The organism is Jeotgalicoccus psychrophilus DSM 19085 (genome assembly GCF_000425845.1).
GTDB lineage: Bacteria > Bacillota > Bacilli > Staphylococcales > Salinicoccaceae > Jeotgalicoccus > Jeotgalicoccus psychrophilus.
Genome location: NZ_AUEF01000007.1, coordinates 186,887 through 201,008, shown reverse-complemented (window position 1 = coordinate 201,008; position 14,122 = coordinate 186,887). Strand labels below are relative to the sequence as shown.

At 38.9% G+C, this 14,122-nt stretch carries 15 protein-coding genes; 4 read left to right on the top strand and 11 right to left on the bottom strand.

Going from position 1 to position 14,122, the window contains the following annotated elements:
* Window positions 1-665 precede the first annotated feature (665 nt).
* Window positions 666-1,061 (top strand): DUF2614 family zinc ribbon-containing protein, encoded by a 396-nt coding sequence (locus H625_RS0103835; protein WP_026858745.1) that lies wholly within the window; start codon window positions 666-668, stop codon window positions 1,059-1,061.
* 79 nt (window positions 1,062-1,140) lie between these two features.
* On the opposite strand, the gene perR is transcribed toward H625_RS0103835, so the two are convergent.
* The 3 genes from perR to bcp all read right to left on the bottom strand — a co-directional run bounded on the left by perR (window position 1,141) and on the right by bcp (window position 3,069).
* Complete coding sequence (gene perR / locus H625_RS0103830; RefSeq protein WP_051238954.1) at window positions 1,141-1,605, bottom strand: peroxide-responsive transcriptional repressor PerR; 465 nt, start codon at window positions 1,603-1,605, stop codon at window positions 1,141-1,143.
* Window positions 1,606-1,684: 79 nt separating this feature from the next.
* Window positions 1,685-2,617, bottom strand: coding sequence for an NAD(P)-dependent oxidoreductase (locus H625_RS0103825; RefSeq protein WP_035785108.1), 933 nt, complete (start codon window positions 2,615-2,617; stop codon window positions 1,685-1,687).
* Window positions 2,618-2,622: 5 nt separating this feature from the next.
* The gene (bcp, locus tag H625_RS0103820; protein ID WP_026858742.1) at window positions 2,623-3,069 is read right to left on the bottom strand and encodes a thioredoxin-dependent thiol peroxidase; all 447 of its coding nucleotides are present in this window, start codon (window positions 3,067-3,069) and stop codon (window positions 2,623-2,625) included.
* A gap of 151 nt (window positions 3,070-3,220) precedes the next feature.
* On the opposite strand from bcp, the gene H625_RS0103815 reads away from it, so the two are divergent.
* Both H625_RS0103815 and H625_RS0103810 read left to right on the top strand, forming a co-directional pair.
* Complete coding sequence (locus H625_RS0103815) at window positions 3,221-4,513, top strand: glutamate-1-semialdehyde 2,1-aminomutase (RefSeq protein WP_026858741.1); 1,293 nt, start codon at window positions 3,221-3,223, stop codon at window positions 4,511-4,513.
* Between the two features lie 11 nt (window positions 4,514-4,524).
* Window positions 4,525-5,634 carry an FUSC family protein gene (locus H625_RS0103810; RefSeq protein ID WP_026858740.1) on the top strand — a complete coding sequence of 370 codons (1,110 nt, stop codon included), beginning with the start codon at window positions 4,525-4,527 and terminating at the stop codon, window positions 5,632-5,634.
* Window positions 5,635-5,663: 29 nt separating this feature from the next.
* Here the strand turns inward: H625_RS0103810 and H625_RS12475 are convergent, their stop codons facing one another.
* The 4 genes from H625_RS12475 to mutY all read right to left on the bottom strand — a co-directional run bounded on the left by H625_RS12475 (window position 5,664) and on the right by mutY (window position 9,713).
* Window positions 5,664-6,272: a DNA-3-methyladenine glycosylase gene (locus H625_RS12475; RefSeq protein ID WP_035785106.1), complete on the bottom strand. Its 609-nt coding sequence runs from the start codon at window positions 6,270-6,272 to the stop codon at window positions 5,664-5,666.
* Window positions 6,273-6,287: 15 nt separating this feature from the next.
* Complete coding sequence (locus H625_RS0103800) at window positions 6,288-8,024, bottom strand: ABC transporter ATP-binding protein (protein ID WP_026858739.1); 1,737 nt, start codon at window positions 8,022-8,024, stop codon at window positions 6,288-6,290.
* A 50-nt stretch (window positions 8,025-8,074) separates the two neighbouring features.
* Window positions 8,075-8,611: a nucleoside tri-diphosphate phosphatase gene (ntdP, locus tag H625_RS0103795; RefSeq protein ID WP_026858738.1), complete on the bottom strand. Its 537-nt coding sequence runs from the start codon at window positions 8,609-8,611 to the stop codon at window positions 8,075-8,077.
* A 64-nt stretch (window positions 8,612-8,675) separates the two neighbouring features.
* A complete protein-coding gene (mutY, locus tag H625_RS0103790) occupies window positions 8,676-9,713 on the bottom strand; it encodes an A/G-specific adenine glycosylase (RefSeq protein ID WP_026858737.1) in 1,038 nt (345 codons plus the stop codon).
* Between the two features lie 65 nt (window positions 9,714-9,778).
* On the opposite strand from mutY, the gene H625_RS0103785 reads away from it, so the two are divergent.
* The gene (locus H625_RS0103785) at window positions 9,779-10,756 is read left to right on the top strand and encodes a metal-dependent hydrolase (protein ID WP_026858736.1); all 978 of its coding nucleotides are present in this window, start codon (window positions 9,779-9,781) and stop codon (window positions 10,754-10,756) included.
* Window positions 10,757-10,769: 13 nt separating this feature from the next.
* Here H625_RS0103785 and H625_RS0103780 read toward each other — a convergent pair whose 3' ends face one another.
* Genes H625_RS0103780 through H625_RS0103765 form a run of 4 tightly spaced genes read right to left on the bottom strand, consistent with a single transcriptional unit; the run spans window position 10,770 to window position 14,118 of the window.
* Window positions 10,770-11,531: an ABC transporter permease gene (locus H625_RS0103780; RefSeq protein ID WP_026858735.1), complete on the bottom strand. Its 762-nt coding sequence runs from the start codon at window positions 11,529-11,531 to the stop codon at window positions 10,770-10,772.
* 10 nt (window positions 11,532-11,541) lie between these two features.
* Complete coding sequence (locus H625_RS0103775) at window positions 11,542-13,029, bottom strand: P-loop NTPase family protein (RefSeq protein ID WP_026858734.1); 1,488 nt, start codon at window positions 13,027-13,029, stop codon at window positions 11,542-11,544.
* Entirely contained in the window at window positions 13,029-13,355 is a 327-nt protein-coding gene (locus tag H625_RS0103770) for a DUF1811 family protein (RefSeq protein ID WP_026858733.1), read from the bottom strand. Before H625_RS0103770 ends, H625_RS0103775 begins: the two co-directional genes overlap by 1 nt.
* On the bottom strand, window positions 13,348-14,118 hold the full coding sequence (locus H625_RS0103765; RefSeq protein WP_026858732.1) for a RecX family transcriptional regulator: 771 nt from the start codon (window positions 14,116-14,118) through the stop codon (window positions 13,348-13,350). Before H625_RS0103765 ends, H625_RS0103770 begins: the two co-directional genes overlap by 8 nt.
* Window positions 14,119-14,122: the final 4 nt, after the last annotated feature.

Genomic DNA, 14,122 nt, shown 5'->3' with positions numbered 1-14,122 from the left:
CTCTCCATGATTGGAGAACTTAAACTTAAGCTCTTTGTGATACTGCTGACAGTATCTCGTTTGCGTTTGAATTGTTCGCCTCAATGTGTGCTTCTATATAATAGAAGACTTTTTCATTCGGAATTAAAACGTTGACATATTGTCATTCAGTTTTCAATGTTCTCTTGTAAAGTTTTGTGTGGTGCTTGCAATCTCGTTGACTGCTTAGTTATCTTAACATGTCTGTTTTACAGATGCAACAGCTTTTATTAAGTTTTTGTTAAGATTATAAAGTTTTGATTACATCGTGTTTGACACGACTTTTATATCTTAGCACATCCGGTTATCGGATGCAACACTTAATTTCAAGTGTTTGTTAAGTGATGTTGTGTCGCCTTTGGACGACTTACATATCATAACACGTCTGTTTTACAGATGCAACAGATTATTAGTATTTTTTAACATCTTATTAAAGTCTGTTAAGTTTTTGTTGCGTCGTCTTTTGACAACTTCTATATCTTACCAAGTATCGTTTGTTTCGTCAACACTCTTTTCTAATTTAATTTAACATCTTGTTTAGAAATGTTACAACTTCGTAACGGGGTGTTAAATATGCAAAACGAATACTTGATATATACTATCATATAAGCCTAAGAAAGTATAGAATAATTTTAGAGGTGACATAAATGAAAAAACCCGGTAACAAAATAATGCGTATACGCGGCTGGGCCCTTGCTATGATATTCATAGGTATGGCTGTAATGTACTTAGGTATATTCTTCAGAGAGACTCCCTGGGTAATGCTGATTTTTCTAGTGTTGGGTACAATCCCTCTTCTGCTCAGTTTCGTTATCTACTTCTGGGTCGGTATGATCAGTGCACGTACAGTGACTGTTCAATGTCCGAACTGCGAACGTCATACGAAAATTCTCGGCAGAGTTGATTACTGCCAGCACTGTAAAGAACCTTTAACATTAGATCAGGAACTTGAAGGAGAAGAATTCAATATTGATTACAATGTTAAGCACCGCAGAGAGAAGAAACTTGAAGAGATACGCGAAAGAGATAACACTAACGAATAACCAAAAAGTCCCGGTGCATTTTGCACCGGGACTTTTTGGTTATGTTCTTTTTATACCGTTTATATAGAAGGAACTGGTTTTAGCTGTTTGGATTACTTGTCTCGCTGCCGCTGCATTCAGGACAGACACCATAGATTTCTAAACGATGATGACTGACATCATAATCAGTAACCAAACCTGCAAGGTGCTCCACTTCTTCTAGTGCCGGATATTGAAAATCTGTAATCTTACCGCATTCGATGCAGATGATATGATAGTGCGGTACTGAGTTAAAATCAAAACGGCTTGATGAATCACCGTAAGTCAGTTCTTTAACCAGTCCCGTCTGTTTAAATAATTTTAAGTTATTATATACTGTCGCGACACTCATATTTGGAAAGTCGCTGGACAGTGATTGAAATATATCATCGGCAGTCGGATGCACTTCACTCTCAACCAGATAATTGAGAACAGCTTTTCTTTGAGGTGTGATTCTCACGCCTGTTTTTTTGAGCGCCTCAAGAGACTCTGTGAAATGGTCATGATGAGTATCTATCATCTTCATATGACTGATCCTTCCTTCTATTTATATATACCTAATATATACATTGTACTTTGAATATAAAATCATTGTCAAACAATTATTAATACCCTTTATTATAATCGATAACATTTTTCATTTCAGAGTCGTTATTCATGCGCATTAGATTGTACGTGAAGATGTCAAAAGCTCTGAAATTATACATCCGGGTCTTCGCTGAACAATGCGGTGTGATTGTCAGATTATCAAAGCTGTATAACGGGCTGTCTGCCGGCAGCGGTTCTTCATTAAATACGTCCGATAAAACATGTGCAATGTATTTCTGTTCAAGTACTTCAATAAGCACCTCATCCGTCATTACTGTTCCCCGCCCGATATTTAGAAATACCGCTTCATCTTTCATCGCTTTGAATGTAGCAGTCTGCAGGAAGTTAGTCGTCTCCCCGGTACTTGGCAAAATATTCACCATCATATCTGCACTGCCGATTTGGGAATTCAACTCGCTGATTGCATGAGTCTGATCAAAACCTTCTATTGAACGCCCGTTAGTATTATAACCGACCGTGCGCACTCCGAAAATTTGCAGTGCTTTAGCAAGATGACTGCCGATACTCCCCGTTCCAAGAATATGAGCTTCTTTGCCGTATAATTCCTCTGAACGTGAATAAGTTATCCACTCTTTATTATTTTGAGCTTCATGCAGCTGATTAAAATTCTTATAGTACTGAAGCAGCATGCCGACCGCAAATTCCGTCATCGGTATTTTATGAATACCCGTTGAATTTGTTACGATCGCTTTATCAAAAAATTCTTTCGGAATCTCATCGATGCCCGCACTCATCACGTGCACCCATTTCAGATTTTTAAACTGCTCCGCTTCACCGTCAGTTAAATCACCGCCGTATGTAACGAAAATATCAGTTTCCGCTTTGATTTTACCGGTCATATTTTCTTTCTCTACATATAAGTAGTTATATTCTCCGTCTATTTTCTCAATCATTTCTTCTCTTAGTTTAACAGTTGAAGTAATATTCATGATGATTATCCCTCTTTCAGAAAATCTTTCAGCTCATCTGCATGCGCCGATGCCTTCACTTTATCGAAACGTTTCAAGATGTTCGAGTCAGCATCAATTACAAATGTTGTACGCGTAATACCATTAAATTCTTTGCCAAATGCTTTCTTCGGTCCGTATACGCCTGTCTCCTCAGACAGTTTAAAGTCTTCATCGACTAATAAGTCGAAGTTTAAGCTGTGCTTTTCGATAAAGTTCTGATGTTTCTTTTTACTGTCCCCGCTTACACCGTATACAGTTACATCAAGTTCATTCAAATCCGTCATGCTGTCTCTCATATCGCATGCCTGTGTTGTACACCCAGGTGTATTATCTTTCGGATAAAAATAAATTACTGTCCGTCCTTTTAATGAATCATTAGATACGATTTCACCATTCTGGTTTTCTAATTCAAACTTTGGAAATTTCTCCATTTATAAGTCATCCTTTTCATCATTAATTAATCTATACATATATAATACCCTTTCTCCTGAATACTTTAAACCATTCTACTTCCTTAAATAATTACCCGATGTATGGTATTATATTGAATGAATAAAATTGACGTAAAGTAAGGATGAAATTATGTATAATCATACGAATTCAAAGAAACTGCAAATCGCTGCTGAAGAAGTCATTTTAGGCGGTGTCAATTCACCATCAAGATCTTACAAAGCTGTAGGCGGCGGTGCACCGCTGGTTATGGAAAGAGCAGAAGGCGCCTACTTCTTCGATGTCGACGGCAACAAATATATCGACTACCTTGCTGCGTATGGTCCAATTATTACAGGACATGCACACCCAAGAATTCATGAAGCAATTACTGAGCAGTCAAGTAAAGGTATCCTTTACGGAACATCGACTCAGCTCGAAATCGACTTTGCGACAAAACTGCGTAATGCAATTCCTTCATTAGAACGTGTCCGCTTCGTCAACTCAGGAACAGAAGCTGTAATGACGACTATCCGTGTAGCCCGTGCTTATACAGGACGCAATAAAGTAATTAAATTTGAAGGCTGTTACCACGGTCACTCCGATCTGGTTCTTGTTGCAGCAGGCAGCGGCCCTTCCCAGCTCGGCACACCGGACTCTGCCGGCGTACCTAAAAGTGTTGCACAGGATGTAATTACCGTCCCTTTCAATAATATTGAAGATTTTAAAACTGCAATCAATCATTTCGGCGATGAAATTGCAGCAGTACTAGTTGAACCTATAGTCGGTAACTTCGGTATCGTTGAAGCAGAAGATGGATTTTTACAAGCCGTTAACGATATTTCACACGACAACGGTTCGCTGGTTATTTACGATGAAGTCATCACCGCATTCCGTTTCGGGTACGGCTCAGCTACCGACATTGTTGGAGTTACTCCGGATTTAACTGCCATGGGTAAAATTATCGGCGGCGGTACACCAATCGGCGCTTACGGCGGCAGACTTGATATTATGGAAAGTGTTGCACCACTCGGCGCTGCATACCAGGCCGGAACAATGGCGGGTAATCCGCTGTCCATGGCTGCAGGTATCGCATGTCTCGAAGTACTCGAACAGCCCGGTGTTTATGATGAACTCGACAGGCTCGGTGAGAAACTTGAGTCCGGACTTAACGATTTAATTGAAAAATATAACGTCACTGCTAACATTAACCGCCTGGTCGGTGCATTGACAATTTACTTTACTGATGAAGAAGTGAAAAATTACAAACAGGCTGAAAGAAGCGACGGCGAAGTGTTTGCGAAGTTCTTCAGAGGACTTATCAGCCGCGGTATCAATATCGCACCTTCGAAATACGAAGCGTGGTTCTTAACGACAGAACATACAGATAAAGATATTGATGATACACTTGCTATAGTTGAAGAAGTTTTCAAAAATGACCTTTAGGAGTTGGTGCCATGCGTTTTGGTGCTAGAGTATTAAAAACGGGTATAGCCGTTGTCTTAACTTTCTTAATTACAAACCAAATTGGCTTAACACCGGCACTTATCGCCGGAATTGCTGCGGTTAATGCATTGCAGCCTAATGTATACCGTTCTCTTGAAACAACATGGAACCAATTCAGAGGTAATACAATCGGGGCCATTTCAGCAATTATCATGGTGCTGCTCTTTGGCAGCAACGTGCTGATTATCGGACTGACTGTAATATTAGTGCTCGCAATGCTTTTATTCTTTAAATTACAAAGTGTGTCAACACTTGCGGTCATTACCGTCATTGCAATAATGGATGTGCCTTTTGGCACTGATCTCGGCACAACTGATTTCCTGATTATTGCAGGCACGCGTTTCTCGCTTGTGATGATTGGTGTTCTCGTATCACTGCTTGTCAATCTGGTCTTTATACCGCCGCGTTATGAAACGAAAATGTATCATAACTGTTTTAATATCGCGAATGACATTTTCAAATGGATGCGTCTCGAACTGAACTCAGTCACTGAATCACAAAATGTCAAAAAAGACCTGGAGCAGCTTCAAAAACGTGTTACAAAACTGGAAACCATGTATTCATGGTATAAAGAAGAACGCAATTTGTTTAAAAAACAGCGTTTTGGCGATCACAGACGTAAAGTCCTGTTCAAGCATTTAATTGCTTCGACAAGACAAGCATACAATCTGCTTAAGCGTATTAACCGTTACGAAAATGACTACAAGCATCTGCCGGATGATTTGAAATATCATATCCGTATTGAAATGGATGAAATGATGGCTTATCACGAGCAGGTGTTTATGAAATTCACTGAAAAAATTAAGCCTGAAACATCAAATCTTTATGTCGAAGGCTCGCACTATTATGAAATGAGCTTAATGGAGCATTTTCTTAAAGAGTACTCACAGCTGACTGATGGAGAAGATAAACTCCGCTTTGAAAACATTCTGGAGATTATTACATCACTGCATGAATACTCACGCTCGGTTGACCGCGTTGACAGACTGGCCAACAGTTTCTTCAGTTATCATACCGAGAAGAATAAAATTGATATACAGGATGAAACTTTAGATATATAAAAAACTGCGGGGAACTCCCCGCAGTTTTTTTATTGCCATCCATTATTAATATCAGCTTTCCCTTTAAATTTACTTATATAAGGATTGCCTTTAACGATAAATCTGTATAAGTAATCGACAGCTTCTTCTTTATTATCGATACCAATGCGTTTAGTCTCTTCAATTACTGCAGGGGTTTTCCCTGCGAGCACATGAAGTATTTCTCCGTTAATATTCGTACCGTTATGTTCCGATCTCGTAATACCCAGCGCTTTAGTCAGCTTGCCAGGTCCGGTCGTTAAATCAGTATCTTTACCGCGTCTGTTCTTCATAACTTCAATACCCTGATGCGGCTCAATTCCCCGAATCAGTATTCCTTCCGGACGATCTGACGTCGTCACAAAGTTCATACAGTTATGTCCGTGCATTGTGTACACGTATATGTGACCGTACGGTTCAAACATCATTGCATTCTTTTTCGTTATCTTCCCGTTAAAAGTATGTGCTGCTTTATCGTTTAAACCGAGATACGCTTCGACTTCAGTAATATAACCGCTTGTTATTTCACCATCGATCGTTGTGACAACTTCTGTACCGAGGAGCTGCCTGGCAGCTTTTAGTGTATTATCGTTTAAAAAGTCTATATCTAAATAATTCATTTAAAAGTCAGTCCTTTATAAACCTTGAATATCGTATAAGTTTTTATAAGCACCTTGTCGCTTCATCAGTTCAGTATGTGTGCCCGCTTCTGAAATCTGGCCGTTTTCAATAACGACAATTTTATCAGCATGAGTGACAGTTGACAGTCTGTGTGCAACAACCAGTGTCGTTCTGTCAGATGACAGCTTATCTAAAGTATCCTGAATAATGCTTTCACTTTCAAGATCCAGTGCACTTGTCGCTTCATCCAGAATTAGAATCGGCGGATTTTTAAGGAATACACGTGCAATGGCAATACGCTGTTTTTGTCCACCCGACAATTTCACACCGCGTTCACCGACCATCGTGTCATAGCCTTCTTCTAAATTTATGATAAATTCATGTGCATTGGCACGCTGAGCAGCCAGAAGAACTTCCTCTTCTGTTGCATCCGGCTTAGCAAGGAGGATATTTTCTTTTATAGAATCTGAAAACAGAATATTATCCTGCATCACAATACCGAGGTTATCTCTTAATGAACGGACTGTAACATCTCTAATATCCTGACCGTCGATTTTAATGCTGCCGGCCGTGACATCGTAAAATCTTGGAATTAACGACACGAGTGACGATTTACCGCCCCCGCTCATTCCGACAAATGCAACTGTCTCTCCGACCGCGATATCCAGATTAATATTCTTCAGAATATCATTATCATTTTCATCATATTTAAATGAAACGTTGTTGATTTGCAGATGACCTTTAACATCTTTAATCGGCTGAGCACCTTCTTCATCTTTAACATCGTAAGGCACATCAAAAAGTCCAAACACTCTGTCCATTGAGGCAATACTCTGAGTCAGTGCAGTTGATGAAGATACTAATCTTCTGAGCGGACCATATAATCTTTCCAGATATGCTACGAATGCCGCAAGTACACCGACAGTTAAGTTTTCATTCAGTACAAGGAATGTACCATAACCAATTACCAGCAACGGACCGATATCAGTAATCGTATTAACTACCATAAAACTGTAGGCTGTCCAGCGTGAATGATCCAGTGCTTTTGTTAAGAAGTTATTATTTTTTTTATCGAATCTTTCTTCTTCATGGTCTTCAATCGCAAAGCTTTTTACAACGTTAATCCCCTGCACTCTTTCATGCAGAAAACCTTGTACTTCAGCAAGCGCCTGCGAACGGTTTCTTGTTTTCGCTCTCAGTCTGCCGAAGAAAAACCACACACCAAAAATATAAAACGGGAAAATTAACATTGAAACGAAAGCCAATTCAACGTTTAAGTTAAACATTATAATCAGAGCGATGATAATAGTAACCAGGTCCAGCCAGACGTTCATAAGGCCGGTCATAATAAAGTCTTTAGTCTGCTCTACGTCGTTAATTACACGTGAGATAACTTCCCCTACTTTATTATTTGAATAAAATTTGGCACTCAGCATCTGCAAGTGTCCATATAATTTCTTTCTGATATCGTATAGAATTTTATTAATTGTGCGCTGAGCTAAATATTGCCTGAAGAATTCTACAGGGGGCCTTACAACTACGAATACTACTGCAAAAACAAGCAGTACCTGAACAAGCATTCTTATCCGTTCATCGTATGCCAATCCATCAGCAAGAATTATTCCGTCTATAGCATATGCAACGAGTAACGGAATAAGAAGCGGAATACCAAATTTAAGTATGCCGATCAAAATTGTTAAGCCGATAATACCGTAATACGGCTTAACAAATTTCATATAACGTCTGATCATTTATGTTCCTCCAAAAAATTAGTAAAACCAATCAACGTTTCGTCGATTGGTTAATGTTCATTATTAAAACGATGGTGCCATACCTTTATAAAATCTGGAGCGAATGGTCCTTTTTTTTGTTCAATCCACTGCTGAAGTTCATCGACCTGATGTTTTAATATCGCATCAATACTCTCGGGATAATTCATTTTACTGCGGTGCACTTTATACTCGTCTTCATCCAGCAGATGATACTTGCCGTCCGGATATACTTTTATATCCAGGTCGTAGTCGATATATTTAATACCTTCTTCATCGCAGGCATATGGTGAAGATAAGTTGCAGTAATAATAAACTCCGTCATCTCTGAACATGCAAATGACATTAAACCAAAAATCTTTGTGGAAATAAACGATTGCAGGTTCACGCGTAACCCATTTTCGCCCGTCGCTTTCTGTAACAAGCGTACGATTATTACCACCAATCACGACGTGATCCGTACCTTTTAGAATCGTCGTTTCACTCCATACCCGGTGGATTTTACCATCATGCTTATAGCTTTGAATCCTCATCTTGCTTCCCTCTTTTGGGATGGATTCCATCACCATAATACTGCCACCACCTTTATTATTTACGTAAACAGTATAGCATAACAGCATTATTATTAAAAATTTACAGTTTTGAATCGGGCTCCGCATTAATTAAATTAAGCATCTTCTGCATTGCAATACTCATCGGAAGTTTTTTAACGTCTCTAAGGGGGATAAAATTCTCGTGCTCATTCGCTGTATAAACAATATAACCTTCCATAAACCATATTTTATGCGTAAATACGTGTTTATGATCACCGATCGGTGCTCCCGGCCTGGTGAGCTGCAAATTGTATTTTTCCTCAATTGATTCGAGTGAAGTATCCACATCAAATCTCGGCAGCTCATACATTCCTTTTAATAAGTCATCCTCCTGCTTAATGAGGAGAATTTCATCTTTGTCATTCAAAATAAAGTAGACATTATAGTAGTATTCCTTTTTCGCTTTCTGTTTCTTTTTCAGCGGATACTGCATCACTTCGTTGGCTTTCAGCGCTTCACAATGTTCTTTAACCGGACAGATAACACATTTCGGAGTACGAGGTGTACATATTGTCGCTCCGAGTTCCATTAAAGCCTGGTTAAAGTCCCCTGCTTCAAGGGGCATATCTTTTTCGATAAAGTGTTTTACATCTTTCTGCACACTTGCTTTAGTCATATCCCTGCCGTCGCGGTTCAGCCTCGACATTACACGGAGCACGTTACCGTCGACAGCAGCAAGCTGATTGTTAAAAGCAATACTCTGCACTGCGCCGCCGATATAGGGACCGACACCTTTCAACTTAAAAAACTCTTCCGGACGATTCGGTACTTTTGAATCATATTTCTCCTGCACTTCTTTTACTGCATGCTGAAAATTGCGGATTCTGTTGTAATAGCCGAGCCCTTCCCAGTCTTTTAACAGAGCCTGTTCATCTGCATCTGCCAACGCATCGAGGTTCTCGTATTTTGTTATAAATTTCTCGAAATAGGGTATAACAGTAATGACTTGAGTTTGCTGAAGCATGACTTCGCTGAGCCATATTTTAAAGGGGTCTGAAGTCTCCCTCCACGGCAGTTCTCTTTTATTTGCCTGATACCAATTAAGTAATGTATTATTAAATACCGGTCTTTTAAACATTTAAAAACTCACCTTTTTAAAATATATTTATAAATAAAAATGCCGTATTGAAACGGAGTGATATCATGGATACATTAACACATACATTAATGGGCGGTGCGATTGTCGGTCTCGCCCACATCGACCCTGCAGTAGACCCGGTTTCTGCCGGATTTATTACAACAGTAGTCGGTGCTTCTCTTATTCCAGACCTCGATACTGTCTTAAAAATGAAAAATAATGCTGTATATATTAAAAATCACAGAGGAATCACACACTCTCTGCCCTTTACTCTTTTTATCTGGCCGCTCTTACTCGCTGTATTAAGCAGTCTGCTTTTCGGTCTACCATTCATCAATATGTATTTATGGTCGCTGTTTGCAGTGTCACTTCACGTATTTTCGGATATATTTAATGCGTACGGCACCCAGGCGCTCCGGCCGTTCAATCATATCTGGCTGCAGCTCGGGTTTATAAATACTATCGATATTCCAATGATTGTTATGCATATCATATACTTTATCTTGTGGTTTATCGGCTTTAACCCGGTTACACTATTCATTATATTATATGCTGTACTGATTCTTTACTACATTGCGCGCTATATTTACCAAAAATATTTAATTGATAAGATTAAAAAACGTCTGCCGAATGATGAAATTACCCGCGTGTTCTGTCTGCCGACTATCCGCTTCAATGAATGGCGGGTTGTAGTCGTTACAGCAGACGCATATTACGTCGGCCGTACTTTTAAAGATCAGGTTGTATTTTACGACCGCTTTGATAAGATTGGTCCGCTTGAAGGAAAATTATTTGAAGCAGTAAAGTATGATAAAAACTTTATGTCTTTCACATTCTTCTCTTCAATATACCGTTATGAAATTAAAGAATTAAGCGAGGATACGGTGGAAGTCAGATATATCGATCTCAGATATTTAAAAGATGGACATTACCCTTTCGTCTGCATTATGCATCTTGATAAAGATGATTACGAAGTGCAGTCAAGCTACACCGGATGGGTGTATTCAGAAACAAAACTGCAGCAGAAATTAGCCAGTAATTAAAATGACAGCATGCCTATGATTCAGGCATGCTGTTTTTTTCATTATATAATTGAATTTTCATCTTGTTATACGCCTCGAACATCCATAAATAAAGAATAGCAACCTGTGTAATGTAGAGTACGTCATAAGGCAGACGGTTTACAGACCATGCCTGATGAATTGCATTATTCTGCAATCCGTTAATCACATAATAAAATGGATTCAGACTGAAAATACTCTCCACTACCGAGGGCAGCTGCTCCGGCAAATAAAATACCGGAACAATTAAAATCACAATAACAAACAGCAGCGGATTAATTTTACTTGTATTAATGTGCAGCGATACGCCTAAGAACAGCATCGTAAATGGAATAACAAGAATAACCCCGAGCAGTATATAATACAGAAGAGAGTATATATTCATCATCCAGTTATCGACGAACAATGCTGTAAAGGCACTGTACATCGTTATAAAAATCATAAACATAATTGTCTGGTAAATCATCGTCGGCAGTATTCGTAAATACAGCGGTATATAATTTACTTTTAAAATAGAATCTTTAACGTACGCTTCATTCTTATTCAGAATTACCATACTGAATATCCATACCGCAGCCATAAAGCCGACTGTTCCGTATAGCACCCGGACCATCGTACTGTCTTCGGCAGTCATAAAACCGATGAAAAGCAGCACAAGTCCCCCAATATAAATGAGCACAGGCGTTAAGTTTAACAGCGTAAACCTGTCCGCCTGTCTAAATACGCGTCTAAGCAAGTATTTAACTCTGTAATTCATATCCGCGCACCTACCTTCTCAAATAATTCCAGTTATTCTGAACACTGTCGTAAATCATAAATCCTTCATCTACTCTGAAAATAGTCACTTCACCAGTCAGATTTAAATCTTCGGTAATCTTATTATTTTCAGCACCTTCAAATTCCATGGAGAATACAGTATCTCCTGAAAAATGGTACGTAATTGGAATGCCTGCCACGCTGCCGTGATTCTCATCGAGAACATCAAATGTAATATTCTCTTCGAGGAAAGCCCGGTCACCGTTTAAATAGTTTGAGTAAAACAGATAGTTATTCTGAATGACCGGACTCGCATATTGAAGCAGGTTCATAAAGTCTTCTTCTGCATACAAACTTGCCGGATTGAAATAAATTACTTCATTACGGTTCACTGTTTTTTCAGCACCCCCGTAATTTACGGTATATGTTTCTTCATCAGCAACTGTCACTTCAAGAAGTGTATACTGCGGCAGCGTTGTGCCGTCAATTTCAAGCCCGTCTCTGTCTACAAATGCATATGACAGACGTTCTGATGTCACTTCTTCATTAAGGTTTTGCTGCTCCTCTGTAAATGTCGGTGATTCCCCAATAAATGAAATATTCATAAATATAACGAGAGCCGACAGCACCATTAGGAATACGAGTACAAGTGTCACAATAATTTTACGGATATTGATATTGTCGAGTACTGAAGCCTGCTGCTTGCCGAGACGCTTAAAGTTTTCACTGTACATCTCGTCTTCATAAACATGTCTTTTCCATTCAAGGTCAAACAGCGCTTCCTGTTCAATATTTTTGACCATGCTTTTATCTCGAAGATACTTATTGTAGCTCTCGACACCCTTTTCCACACTGCCCTCAAAACGGATTTGCCCGTAGCTAACCCATGTAAAATAATTTGCCATTTTCTCTATCGGTTCCAGCGATGTTTCTAAAAGGAGAACTCCCCTGTTATTTTGTTCGTGCATGTTCACAACACTTCGGAACTTGTTTAAATCTTCAAGATGTTCGTGGAAATTTGTATAGATAATTACTTCAACATCGATTAAACCTGAGATTTCAAGCAGGATATGAGCCAGCTGCTTGCGGCTTAAATCCTTTAATTTCTTATTAAGATTATTACGGATAACCGGCTTATTATGCAGCAGTTCAATCGTAGTCTGAAACTCCTTGCCGCTCTTATATTCCTCCAGCAATTCTTCCATAAAGAAACTCAAAGAGAAAGGGTTATTAATATGATCCATCACATCAAGACTCAGTATTCCGCCATGTGTTTTAACTTTTCCTGCTGCAGGAGTTAAAGTACCTGACAGTACTTCTTTAATATAGAACAAAGTCTCAGCATCACTTAAGAGTCCGAGTACTTCGCCTTCATATAAATGAATGTTAATATTTTTAAGTTGTATTGAGCCCGCATTGCCAAGCATGCGTTTTTTAAAACCTTTTGCTTCTTTGCTATAAGATAAGTCCAGCCCTTTTAACAAGATGTTATTTTTCATTATCTGACCTGTTTAGGCAGCTGCAGCATACTCACCGGAATAGCTGATTCTTTTTCATCACCATTCACGAAAAAGCCCCAGACAAATATTCCTTTCATATACTCCACTTTAAAGTAATGTTCTTCCTGACTGATAACTTTATAAATCTTACCGTATTGAATTTGAGACAGATCAATCAGATAACATTCCGCAATAAGCACCTGGCGTTCCAGTACCCGGTATTCGTTTTCAACGCCCATCATTTCAGCACGTCTCATCGCTTCCCGTTTTGTTTGAATATAATGATTTAACTCTTTACGAGTCATTTTACTTACATTTTCATCCATCGTTCATTCCGCCTAACTTTTCACTGATTTTATCATAAGCGTACCCTTTGCCCATCATTGCCGCAATCATTTTCTGCTTAAGCTTAAAGCCGCTTTCTTTTTTCTGATATTTATTATAATATTTTTCAAAATCTTTCTCAAAATAAGTATCCTCATCGTAGTCATCATCGTAATCTATCAATTCAAAATGATGGCTGCTGTAGCCGCGCAGTGTTAATTTTTCACGCAGTTTCTGTTTGAACTGCACATATGAACCCCTATGGGTTCTCAAAAATTTATCTTTTAATTTATTCATGCGTTCAGCATCGATCAGTTCATCAAACGATTCCGCTTCTTCTATAATAATGCTCTCCGGAATTTGATGTTTCTTCAATTCTCTTTGCAAATGCCCTGGTCCTTTATCTGTCGTGTTGAACAATGTATTTCTTAACGACCGTGCATAGTTCTCGTCATTTAAATACCCTTCATCCTGCAGACGGTGAATGGTCTGACTGACAATTCTTTCTTCATAATCATCGTTAAGATAATCGTTCATCTCTTTGTTCGAACGGATTTTATAACTGATATATTTAATCGCGGCAACGTAAGCCTGATCATACTGTACATTTTGAACAATTTGTTTAAATTCTTCTTCGTCCAGTTCTTTTCCGGGAATCAGTACATAACGCACAAGGGATTCTTCGTGTACTTTTATAGACTGTCCATCATCGAATAAGACATCGTACATTTCCCGCTTCAGTTTTACAATACGTTTGATTTTCATCTAG